This window comes from Chryseobacterium sp., assembly GCF_029240215.1.
In the GTDB taxonomy this organism is placed as follows: domain Bacteria; phylum Bacteroidota; class Bacteroidia; order Flavobacteriales; family Weeksellaceae; genus Chryseobacterium.
The window spans coordinates 878,781-890,040 of record NZ_JARBTK010000001.1 but is presented as its reverse complement, the minus strand read 5'-3'; the positions used below and the strand labels follow the sequence as shown (position 1 = coordinate 890,040).

The window sequence follows — 11,260 nt, the reverse complement described above, 5'->3', positions numbered from 1 at the left end:
CAGCGACATCCTTTTTTGTTATTCGGCAAAAGCACAGGCACAAAAAATATACAGTCAAGAGCTGGAAATAGATACTGATTATTAAAAGGAATGAAAGATTAAAAGTTCAGTTTTGCAGGATCAAAATCGAAAATTAAAAGCCTTTAAGAATTGAATATTTGTTAATAACTGGTAATTGGAAGAAACTGAAAGAAGAAAGTGTAAAAAGCTCGAATGAGATAAAATGTGTTTAATAATAAAAAAAATGAGAACCAGAAAATATAATTTTAAAGAGATCTTTGAATGAAAAGTATAAATTAAATGAATTAGAAGCATTAAACGGTTCAGACCTCTGTTGCTTTAGCGTACCTTCTTACAAATCCCAATAGTAAAGTGAAACAAATTGATATAAGAAATAAAAAGCCCGACACTTCGAGAATTAAGTGTCGGGATTTTTTTAATATAAAAGCAATTTATTTTAATGTAAACTTCACTTTTGTCTTGATTGCATCCGAAGAATTTCCGATTTGTGCTTCAAAATCACCTGGTTCTGCAACCCATTGGTTTTTATCGGCATCGAAAAAACTTAGCGCAGTTTTATCAATCGTAATGCTCACTTCTTTTTCTTCATTAGGATTTAAAAATATTTTTTCAAAACCTTTCAATTCCTTTGTTGGTCTTGGAACAGATGATTTAAGATCGCTGATGTACAACTGTACTACTTCGGCTCCTGCTTTTTTACCTGTGTTTTTTACCATAACCGTAAACATAATTTTATCATCCTGACCAATTACTGTTTTATCGGCTTTAGCTTTGCCGAATTCAAAAGCTGTATAGCTTAAACCATGCCCGAAACTGAATAATGGTCTTATTTTTTTTGTATCATGCCAACGGTAACCTACGAAAATTCCTTCATTATAGGTAATATTTATAGGGTTTTTCTGATCTTTTCCTTTTCCGGCTGTCAGTTCTTCCTTATTTCCCGGATATTCTCCTAATTTGTGAGCCGAATTATCCTCTAGCTTGACAGGAAAAGAGAATGGCAGTTTTCCTGAAGGATTGGTATCTCCAGACAAAATAGAGGCAATTGAATTTCCTGCTTCTGAACCCAAATACCATGATTGAAGCACAGCAGGTACATCTTTGATCCAAGGCATTGCTACTGCATTTCCTGAAACTAAAACCACCGCAAAGTTTTTATTGGCTTTTGCCAAAGCAGCAATCACATTATCCTGATTGTATGGTAATCCATAACTTTTTCTGTCGTTTCCTTCACTGTCCTGAAAGTCAGATTTGTTTAAACCACCAACGAAAATTACATAATCAGATTTTTTTGCCAATTCAACAGCCTCATTCAGCAATTCATCTGCAGAGCGGCTGTCTTTTAAATCCTGTCCTGATTTTACACCATTATATTCTCCACCAATATCACCTACATAACCTCTTGCAAACTGCACATTTGCCTGTTTTCCGAATCTTGATTTGATTCCGTCTAGAGGTAAAGTTTCATATTTTGCTTTTAAAGAAGATGAGCCGCCACCAACAGTCATTATTTTGATTGCATTTTCACCAATGACAGCAATTTTTTTTGCTTTATTTAAATCGATCGGAAGTACATTTCCTTGATTTTTTAAAAGAACGATTCCCTCTTCACCGATTTCTCTTGCAACTGCTTTATGTTCTTCAGAAGCTACGTTTCCGAAAGGCTTCTTGGTGTTCATCGTAGTTTTATAAGCCAGATTCAAAAGCCTGGTCACTTTATCATCCAGTTCTTTTGTCCCTACTTTTCCTGATTTAATTAAATTTAAATAAGGCTGAGCTAAATAATAGTTGTCATAAGCATTTTTTGTTCCGGCGGAAAGTCCATTGGTCCAACTCCCGAATTCAAGATCCAATCCGTTGTGGATGGCTTGCTCGGTATTGTTCACTGCGCCCCAATCGGAAACTACGACACCTTTGTAACCCCATTCTTTTTTTAGAATGTCATTTAAAAGATATTGATTCTGACTTGCATATTGACCTTTGTACATATCATAAGCTCCCATGATTGTCCACGAATCTCCCTCTGTGACTGCTGCTTTGAATGGTGGAAGATAAATTTCGTATAGAGTTCTGTCATCAATATTTACATTGCTTGTATGACGGAACATTTCCTGATTGTTGAGTGCGTAATGTTTTACGGAAGTTGCAACTCCGTTTGACTGTACCCCTTTGATATAAGGAACAACCATTTTTGAAGTTAAATAAGGATCTTCACCCATGTACTCGAAATTTCTTCCGTTGAGGGGAGTTCTGTAGATGTTGACTCCAGGTCCTAAAAGAATATCTTTTTTTCTGTAGCGTGCTTCTTCGCCTAAAGCTTTACCATAATTCCATGACATTTTTTTATTCCATGTTGCAGATAAAGCAGTCAAAGCAGGGTAAGCAATGATAGAATCGTTCGTCCAACCGGCCTGATTCCATTCGTCCCACATTACTTCCGGTCGCACTCCGTGAGGTCCATCTGTTGTCCAGAACTCCGGAATTCCCAATCTTGGAACTCCGGGTGAACTGAATTTTGACTGTGCATGAAGCATTGCCACTTTTTCCTCCAAAGTCATTCTCGAAAGTGCATCTTGCACACGTTGCTCTACAGATTTTGATTCATCAAGATAAATCGGCAGAATAGTATTTTGAGCCATAGAATGAGCAGATATTAGTGTGAACAAACCTACAATGGCAGTTTTCTTTAGCATAAAAAACCTTTTTATTGATTGAAAACAAATGTACTGAAATTATTTATTATCTCAAATTGAGAAAATGGGTTTTGGTTATAAAATGGTTAATTGTAATATTAATTTAATACCACATTTTGATCTTAATTGAAAAGATTATGACTGTTTTCTTGAAAATGCAAATTTGTTTTAACAACACTAAAAAGAGCTAATTTGTTGATGCAAAATAGGGTTTGTTAAAGAAATTTTCTTTTAAACAATTTACTAATTTGATTATATATTAAAATATCCATCTTTTTCTTCAAAAAAAATCACCCTTTCAGAGAAGAGAAATTTTCCGTAATTAAATTGACCATTGATTCTTCACCATTGACGATACAATACTTTAATTAAAAACCTTTAACAGCACCACCTTTGAAAATCTCATCTGCTTTTTTAGCAACTTCTTCAGACTGATAAGCTTTGAGGAAATTTTTAACTTTTTCGTCATTTTTATTGTCTTCTCTTGAAACCACTACATTCATGTAAGGCGAGTTTTTATCTTCTTTAAAAATTCCAAATTCATTGGCATCCAAACCGGCCTGTGCTGCAAAATTATTATTGATGATGGCTATTACAACTTCCTTATCATCCAAAACTCTTGGTAATTGAGGAGCTTCGATTTCCAGGATTTTCAGCTGTTTTGGATTTTCAGTAATATCGGTAACTTTCGGTAATAATCCGACACCTTCTTTTAGTTTTAATAATCCGTTTTTCTGAAGAAGCAATAATGATCTTCCGCCATTTGTAGGATCGTTCGGAATCACGATCGTGCTTCCATTCTGAAGCTGAGAAATATTTTTGATCTTTTTTGAATAAGCGATAATTGGATAAACAAAAGTATTTCCAATCACAGCCAATTTATAACCACGCTGTTTTGATTGTTCATTTAAATAAGGAACGTGCTGGAAAGCATTCGCATCAATATCCCCATTATTAAGAGCTTCGTTTGGAATTACATAATCATTGAAAGAAATGAGTTCAACCTCGAGATTATATTTTTCTTTGGCAACTTTTTTTGCTGTTTCGGCAATTTCCTGTTCAGGACCGGAAGTTATTCCCACTTTAATGTAATTCGGATCTTCTTTTTTTGATGAATTACATGCATTCAATAACAGCAAACCTGCTGCTACAAAACCTAAAATCTTTTTTTTCATTGTAAATTATTTTCTATAAACTGTATAACTTTTTTATTGTCTGACTATTTAGACTTATCGATGATCAAACCTTTTCGCCACCCGATCCCCGGAAAACTGAATGATAAACACCAAAGCCACAAGCAATCCCAAAACCATATTCATGATCACAGCATCATATCCAATGTATCCATATTGATAACCGATTTGCCCAAGTCCACCTGCACCGACTGCGCCACCCATCGCGGAATAACCCACCAAAGTAATCAGCGTAATACTTGCATTGTTAATGAGCGACGGTAAAGCTTCCGGCAATAAAACTTTTCTGATGATTTGAAGCGGACTAGCTCCCAAAGCTCTTGCAGTTTCAATCAAACCTTGCGGAATTTCGAGCAGACTGTTTTCAACCAATCTTGCAATAAACGGAGCAGCACCAATACTTAACGGAACCAAGGCGGCATTCACTCCGATTGAAGTTCCTACTAAAGCTCTTGTAAACGGAATCATCCACACAATCAAGATGATAAAAGGAATGGATCTGAAAATATTAACCAAAACAGAGAAAATCCTGTTGTAGATGACATTTTCTAAAAGCTGACCTTTTTTCGTTAAAAATAAAAAAATTCCAATAGGCAAGCCTAAAGCAAAACCAAAAAATCCTGAAGCGAAAGTCATAAATATCGTTTCCCAAAGTCCTTTGGATAATAGGGAAATCACAGTGTCGCTAAGCATAACCTCTTACTGTATTTTGAATTTTATTCTGATTAAAATAGTAAATTGCTTTCTGGTTTTCTTCGTATTTTCCTTTTAAATGAAGGAGCAGCGTTCCGATGTTTGAACTTCCCAGATATTCTACATCGGCTTTCAGAAGCTGATATGGGATTTTATATTCATCATATATTTTTGAAAGCAGTTTTTCAACGCTGATGTCTTCATTAAGTTCAACTTCAATCAGCGGAAATAAGCCGTCCTTCGGTTCTTTCTGTAGTGTTTTTGTGAATTCCTGAGGTATTGTCATGTTTCCTGAGTTTATAAATTGTTTGATGATCGGATGATCTCTGTTTGAGATAATTTCCCTGAGTGTACCTTTCACGACCAGTTTTCCTTTGTCAATTACTGAAACGTGATTACAAATGGCTTTTATCACATCCATTTCGTGGGTAATCAGTAAAATAGTGATGCCCAATCGATTATTAATATCTTTTAAAAGTTGCAGAATAGATTTTGTTGTAGCCGGATCGAGTGCGCTTGTCGCCTCGTCACACAACAGTAAGTAAGGATCATTGGCTAAAGCTCTCGCAATGGCAACCCTTTGTTTTTGACCGCCCGAAAGACTTTTGGGATAATCATTCGCCTTGTCTTCAAGTCCGACAATTTTTAAAAGTTCATTGACTTTTTCATGGATCTGATCTTTTTTTAGCTGATCCAGTTCTAAAGGAAGCGCCACATTTTCAAAAACCGTCCTTGAAGAAAGCAGATTAAAATGCTGGAAAATCATTCCTATTTTTTTACGCTCTTTTGCCAATTGTTTCGAACTTAATTTGGTGAAATCTGTCCCGTTGATGATGATTTGTCCTTCATCGGGTCTTTCCAAAAGATTGACGGTTCTTATCAATGTGCTTTTCCCCGCTCCGGAAAACCCGATGATGCCTACAATGTCACCTTTTTCGATAGTCAGACTCACATCGTCCAACGCTTTGAAAGACTGTTTTTTTTGATGAAATGTTTTTGAAATGTTTTTTATTTCTATCATTGTTCCTGATTTGTTGTTAAAGAAAAAAGGCTTTACAACGTGGTAAAGCCTTTAAAAAATATGTCATAATAAAGTAAGGTCATCCACTAAAATCCACATATAAAGGCATACAGCAATACATCATCATGTGCATGATGCTCATCTTCTTCATAGAATTGTATCTGAATTTTGTTTTCATTTTCATTTCCAAACCTGATTACGGTTGCAAATATAAAACATATATTTTCATTAGTCTACTTTTTTAGTAGACTTTTTAATGATTCATATTTAAGCTTTTGATTTTTAGATATTTATTTTTTGCAGGCAATCATTTTATATTAGAAAATTTTCCACTTACTTGGAGTAGTTTCATTATATTAGCATAAAAAACTAATGGACGCAAAACTCGAAATTATAAGCTTTAATCTAAATCCATATAAAAAAAATGAAGGAAATTCAACATTTTCCGATATTTTCAATAAAAAAATTCAATCTTCTCAAATAGCAGCTATTTACCAAAAATTAGTAAATATTTTGGATAATCCCTCTGACTCGTCATATCATAGAGTCGGAAAAAAAGCTTTTACACTAATTGGAGATAAATCCGGATATAATAGTACTGACAATCTTATTTATGGTTTGTTAAAAGGAGGAGATTTAGGTAATGGAAAAACAAAAGGTAAGCTAATTGATAAAAATGAGGAAGAAAATTTAGATGGAAATGTGATAAATGATAAGTATTTTTTTATAATTTATTTTCCATTAAATGATAAAAAAGGATATGTTTTATTTCAATCTTATAAAGACGAGGGGATCAGAAAAGTATTTATAGATACTATAATGAAACAACTTTTTAGCTTAGATGAAGAATACAAAAAACCAACGACTGAAAGCTTTTATCCAGCAATAATTAAAGAGGAGTTTAAACAAAATGCTTTAGTAAAAGAAATTAAATTTACGGATAGGCAATTATCTTCAAGATTAAGTGATGAACAAAGTTTTCAATCTATTGCAAATGAATTCAAAATTGAAGTTAAAATTACACCAATTGGTGGTGGTGTAGCAACAAGACTCTACAGACGATTTATTGAATCATTAGGTCTGCAAAAAATAGGAGATAATAATCTTCAAAATTTTGATAGAACTAGTATAGTAGTTCAAAATGAAATTACAAAAAAAGTCACGCATTTTGAACTAGGAAATGATTTTGAAGACATTAAACCAAGAATATATCTAAAAGACAGAGTTGATTTTGATAATAATGAATTACCAGAATATAATTCTTTAAAAGAATATTGCTTGCAGTTACTAAGCGAGATTAAAAATGAAGATAATAATTTAAGAAATATAAGAAGAAATGATTCTTAAAAATTTTAAGAATACTATTAAGTCACTGAAAACCGATGTGAATGGTGTAGAAAAAAAACTTACTCTTAAGTATTTTATTTTTCTCTGTATAATTCCTTTATCCTCTTTTGCAATTGTTTACTGTAATTTGGGTAAAAAATTAATTGATAACCCGTCAATTTTTGCTAATCTTTTATCGCTATTTATTGGTCTTATTTTTGGAGTTTTGATGAAAATACCTGATAAATTAGGAGATCTTAAAATTAAAGAAGATGATAGTTTAGAGAATCAAAATAAAAAAAATCAAGCATTTAATTTCTTAGTTAGTTTTAGAGATTTTTTGACATTTAGTATCGTTTTAGCTATTTTTATTATCATACTTATTGTTTTAAATAATTTTTTCCCTGGATTAACAAGTATAAATGTTGAAGAATATTATACTAAAATTAATTGTTTTGAAATCACAAAAATTAGTACTTACTTAATTATTATCTTAATTTTTCGTTTTATTTTGGTGTGGGGAATATTAAGTTTTATATTTTATTTAATATTAACAATTTCTAATTTGTATGAGTTTATACTTTATGAATTCAAGAAAAATTATTAATTATATAGTTAAGTAATTCGCTTTCATGAGTAATATTTTTCAGAGATTTTTTATTTTTCCTTTAGATGAATTCCAAAAAAAATCCCGAATTTTGCACCCCTTTCTATAACCCGATTATTCATGAAACTTTGTATTGCCGAAAAACCTAGTGTTGCCAGAGATATTGCCAAAGTATTGGGCGCAACCATGCCTAAACAAGGCTATATGGAAGGGAACGGTTATTGTGTAACTTGGACTTTTGGACATCTTTGTACGCTCAAAGAACCGCACGATTACGGTCCGCAATACAAATCCTGGAATCTGTTTTTGCTGCCGATTATTCCAAATAATTTCGGGATTAAATTAATTCCAAACAAAGGCGTTGAAAATCAGTTTAAAGTTATTGAAAAACTAGTTGCAGAATGTGACGAGGTCATCAATTGCGGGGATGCGGGACAGGAAGGAGAACTTATTCAGCGTTGGGTTTTACAGAAAGCAAAATGTGACAAACCCGTGCAACGTTTGTGGATTTCTTCCCTTACCGAAGAAGCGATTAAAGAAGGTTTTGAAAAATTAAAACCTGCCGAAGATTACAAAAATTTATATTTGGCAGGAAATGCAAGAGCAATAGGAGATTGGTTGTTGGGAATTAATGCCACAAGGCTTTTTACAAAAAAGTTTGGCGGAAATAAAGCGGTTTTGTCTATCGGAAGAGTGCAGACTCCCACTCTGGCAATGCTTGTTCAGCGTCAGAAAGAAATTGATGCGTTCTCAACAGAAGAATATTGGGAACTGAAAACCAAATATCGAGATGTTATTTTCAATGCGGCAATTGACCGATTAAAAACTCTTGACCGCGCAGAAAAAGGCTTGGAATATTTAAAAGTCAATCCTTTTGAAATCCTTTCGTTTGAAATTAAGGAAGGAAAAGAGAAAAATCCCAGACTGTTTGATTTGACTGGACTTCAAGTTGAAGCCAATAAAAAATACGGATATTCTGCAGACAGTACGTTGAAGTATATTCAAAGTCTTTACGAGAAAAAGTACGTCACTTATCCCCGTGTTGATACAACGTATCTATCGGAAAGTTTATATCCGAAAATTGGTGGAATTCTTCAAAGTATGGTTATTTATAAAGAGTTGATTTCGCCATTACTGGAGCAGCCGATTCCAAGGTCTAAAGCGGTTTTTGATGACGCGAAGGTGACCGATCACCATGCGATTATTCCAACTGAAATTCCGCCGACTCAGAATTTAACCAAAGAAGAAAAACTGATTTATGATCTGATTGCCAAACGTTTTATCGCTGTTTTTTATCCTGAATGTAAAATTTCAAATACGGTCGTGGAAGCTCAAGTGGGAACAATCCCTTTTAAAACAAGCGGAAGACAGATTCTCGAACCGGGTTGGAGAGCAGTTTATGCTAAAGATGCCAAAGAGGAGCCGACTGATAAAGAAAAAGATAAGGAAGAGGAACAAACGATTCCTGAATTTAAAGTGGGTGAAACAGGACCTCACGAACCCATGATTCATCAGGGAAAAACTTCTCCGCCAAAAGCGTATACCGAAGCAACTTTACTCCGTGCCATGGAAACTGCCGGAAAACAGGTCGATGATGAAGAACTTCGTGAAATGTTGAAAAACAACGGGATCGGAAGACCTTCAACCCGTGCAAACATTATTGAAACGCTTTTTAAGCGAAAATATATAGAAAGGAAAAAGAAAAATTTAGTCGCGACTTCTACAGGAATTCAGCTGATCGACACTATTGAAGATGAGTTGCTGAAAAGTCCGGAACTGACAGGGGAGTGGGAACTTAAACTTCGTAAAATCGAGAGTGGTGAATATGAAGCGAATCAGTTCAAAGATGAATTAATTCAGATGATCAGGGAACTGACCAAAAAAGTCGTTGACGGAAAGGCAAAAGTTTTTACTTTACATGAAGAAAAAGAAGAAGTCAAAGAAAAGAAAAAACGCGAACCAGCCGTAAAAAAAGAACTGCAGTCCTGGGAAGAAACAAAATGCCCCAAATGTAAAGAACACCATCTGATGAAAGGGAAAACCGCAGTCGGATGTTCCGATTTTAAAAACTGCGGCTTTAAAGTTTCATTTGATATTTTCGGAAAAAAGCTTTCGGATAAACAACTGATGGATTTGGTTTTAAAAGGAAAAACATCAAAATTAAAAGGTTTCACCACGCATCCGGAAAGTTTAAGCGAAGGTATAATCTCATTGTCTCCCGAATTTGTAATTAATTTGAATTCATAATTAATTGATTAACATATAGTTTGTCATTCCGTAGGAATCTAAGCTTTTATTGACTGCTTAGATTCCTACGGAATGACAAAAATACTGCGATAATTAAACTCTAAAACCTATTTCACATATAATCTCATTCTCGCTTCGTATTCAGGTTTTGTTTTAAGGAATTTCCAAATTTTTTTGTCGTCAGGATTACTCACTCGATAGTAGATAATTTTATCCGCAGAATATTTAAAATAAGGATGATTTTTCAGCCATTCTTCCGGAGCATCAACCAATGAATATCGTTCCACTTTTGAATTGTCGAGCGGAGCAATACTTAATAATTTCTGAACCAGTTCTTTGTCAATATTATAAGTTTCAAGAATTTGTTCTTTTGTCATAAAACCACCCAGCTTTTTTCTGAAACCGATCATCGAGCCTGCACTTTTTTCGTCTAAACCAAATTCCAGAAGCTGTCTGAAAGTAATAGAATTCATATCTGTTTTAGAAAAATCTGTCTTATCCTGTCTTGTTTCAGACTTTTTATCGACAGAATTTTTCATTGTTGCAGGGTTTAATTTGATGAAAGGTTTCAATTCTGCAAATTTTTCAGGAGAGATTACAAAACAATTCTGGATATCTTCTAAGGTTTTAAAACTTCCTTTTAGGTTCCGGTCACGATAATTGACGATTACGTTAGCTTGTTTTTCTGTAAATCCTAAAGCCATCCAACCATTGACGTCCAAAACATTAGGATCGAAAGTTGTTTGCGGAGTTTTGGTTTTAAACGAATTAGATTTTCCAGCATACACATTAAAATTAGCAGGAGTTTTTGCTGGTAAAAGTAAATAAGGAGCAAGCTTTTGATAATTTTCATCATTAATAATAAAGCATTCTTTGAACTTTTCTTTGCTGACAAAGCTTCCGCCGAGATAACTTTTATATTTTAAAATTGCCGCTGACTGTTTCTCAGAAAAGCCCATCTTTTCCCAATCATTTTGAGAAAGCTGATCGGGATTAAATTTCCCTGAAATATTCAGAGAAGTTTTTTCAAATTGTTTGAAATTATAATGACTTGATTTTGCGTCTTTATTGCTTTCCGGGAGTAAAATAAAATCCTGCAGTTGAGTAAATTTTTCATCAGAAACTGCGTAACATTTTTTAAACTGTTCTTTTGAAAGAAATTTTCCGCCTACAATTTTTTTGTACTTGAGAATTGTTGTGGTTTGTTTTTCGGAAAACCCTAATTTCTGCCATTGATTTTCATCGAGATCATTCGGGTCAAATTCCGTTAAAATGTCTGTAGGTAAGCTTTCAGAAACGAATTGTACTTCAGGGAAATTTTCTTTTTCCTTATCGGTATATTTCTGAAAACCAAAAAGAATAAGCAGCAGCAAACCAAGAACTGCTATCTTTTGATAGTAATTTTTTTTCATCATTTTGTAAAATTAAAAATAAAATTTAATTATTAAAATGATTTCCC

Annotated in this window: 8 protein-coding genes; 3 read left to right on the top strand and 5 right to left on the bottom strand. The window is 33.7% G+C overall.

Annotated elements, in window-relative coordinates; translation table 11 throughout:
- Positions 1 to 452: 452 nt before the first annotated feature.
- The 4 genes from K0R77_RS03890 to K0R77_RS03875 form a co-directional block, all read right to left on the bottom strand.
- Complete coding sequence (locus K0R77_RS03890; RefSeq protein WP_300348204.1) at positions 453 to 2,714, bottom strand: glycoside hydrolase family 3 C-terminal domain-containing protein; 2,262 nt, start codon at positions 2,712 to 2,714, stop codon at positions 453 to 455.
- 368 nt (positions 2,715 to 3,082) lie between these two features.
- Positions 3,083 to 3,889, bottom strand: coding sequence for a methionine ABC transporter substrate-binding lipoprotein MetQ (gene metQ, locus K0R77_RS03885; protein WP_300348192.1), 807 nt, complete (start codon positions 3,887 to 3,889; stop codon positions 3,083 to 3,085).
- Between the two features lie 54 nt (positions 3,890 to 3,943).
- Positions 3,944 to 4,600 (bottom strand): methionine ABC transporter permease MetI, encoded by a 657-nt coding sequence (metI, locus tag K0R77_RS03880; protein WP_300348181.1) that lies wholly within the window; start codon positions 4,598 to 4,600, stop codon positions 3,944 to 3,946.
- Positions 4,593 to 5,621, bottom strand: a complete 1,029-nt coding sequence (locus tag K0R77_RS03875) for a methionine ABC transporter ATP-binding protein (protein ID WP_300348171.1) — start codon at positions 5,619 to 5,621, stop codon at positions 4,593 to 4,595. Before K0R77_RS03875 ends, metI begins: the two co-directional genes overlap by 8 nt.
- A 372-nt stretch (positions 5,622 to 5,993) precedes the next feature.
- Between K0R77_RS03875 and K0R77_RS03870 the strand changes: the two genes are divergently transcribed.
- From K0R77_RS03870 to K0R77_RS03860, 3 genes are all read left to right on the top strand, one after another.
- On the top strand, positions 5,994 to 6,968 hold the full coding sequence (locus tag K0R77_RS03870) for a hypothetical protein (RefSeq protein WP_300348159.1): 975 nt from the start codon (positions 5,994 to 5,996) through the stop codon (positions 6,966 to 6,968).
- Positions 6,958 to 7,554: a hypothetical protein gene (locus K0R77_RS03865; protein ID WP_300348154.1), complete on the top strand. Its 597-nt coding sequence runs from the start codon at positions 6,958 to 6,960 to the stop codon at positions 7,552 to 7,554. The genes K0R77_RS03870 and K0R77_RS03865 overlap by 11 nt, the downstream gene beginning before the upstream one ends.
- A gap of 120 nt (positions 7,555 to 7,674) precedes the next feature.
- On the top strand, positions 7,675 to 9,801 hold the full coding sequence (locus K0R77_RS03860; RefSeq protein WP_300348144.1) for a type IA DNA topoisomerase: 2,127 nt from the start codon (positions 7,675 to 7,677) through the stop codon (positions 9,799 to 9,801).
- A gap of 107 nt (positions 9,802 to 9,908) precedes the next feature.
- Here K0R77_RS03860 and K0R77_RS03855 read toward each other — a convergent pair whose 3' ends face one another.
- Entirely contained in the window at positions 9,909 to 11,213 is a 1,305-nt protein-coding gene (locus K0R77_RS03855; protein ID WP_300348136.1) for a helix-hairpin-helix domain-containing protein, read from the bottom strand.
- Positions 11,214 to 11,260 lie beyond the last annotated feature (47 nt).

Excerpts from the sequence above, each read along its gene's own strand:
- metQ (WP_300348192.1), bottom strand. The coding sequence starts at position 3,889 with ATGAAAAAAAAGATTTTAGGTTTTGTAGCAGCAGGTTTGCTGTTATTG.
- K0R77_RS03865 (WP_300348154.1), top strand. The coding sequence starts at position 6,958 with ATGATTCTTAAAAATTTTAAGAATACTATTAAGTCACTGAAAACCGAT.
- K0R77_RS03875 (WP_300348171.1), bottom strand. The coding sequence starts at position 5,621 with ATGATAGAAATAAAAAACATTTCAAAAACATTTCATCAAAAAAAACAG.
- K0R77_RS03855 (WP_300348136.1), bottom strand. The coding sequence starts at position 11,213 with ATGAAAAAAAATTACTATCAAAAGATAGCAGTTCTTGGTTTGCTGCTG.
- K0R77_RS03860 (WP_300348144.1), top strand. The coding sequence starts at position 7,675 with ATGAAACTTTGTATTGCCGAAAAACCTAGTGTTGCCAGAGATATTGCC.
- metI (WP_300348181.1), bottom strand. The coding sequence starts at position 4,600 with ATGCTTAGCGACACTGTGATTTCCCTATTATCCAAAGGACTTTGGGAA.
- K0R77_RS03890 (WP_300348204.1), bottom strand. The coding sequence starts at position 2,714 with ATGCTAAAGAAAACTGCCATTGTAGGTTTGTTCACACTAATATCTGCT.
- K0R77_RS03870 (WP_300348159.1), top strand. The coding sequence starts at position 5,994 with ATGGACGCAAAACTCGAAATTATAAGCTTTAATCTAAATCCATATAAA.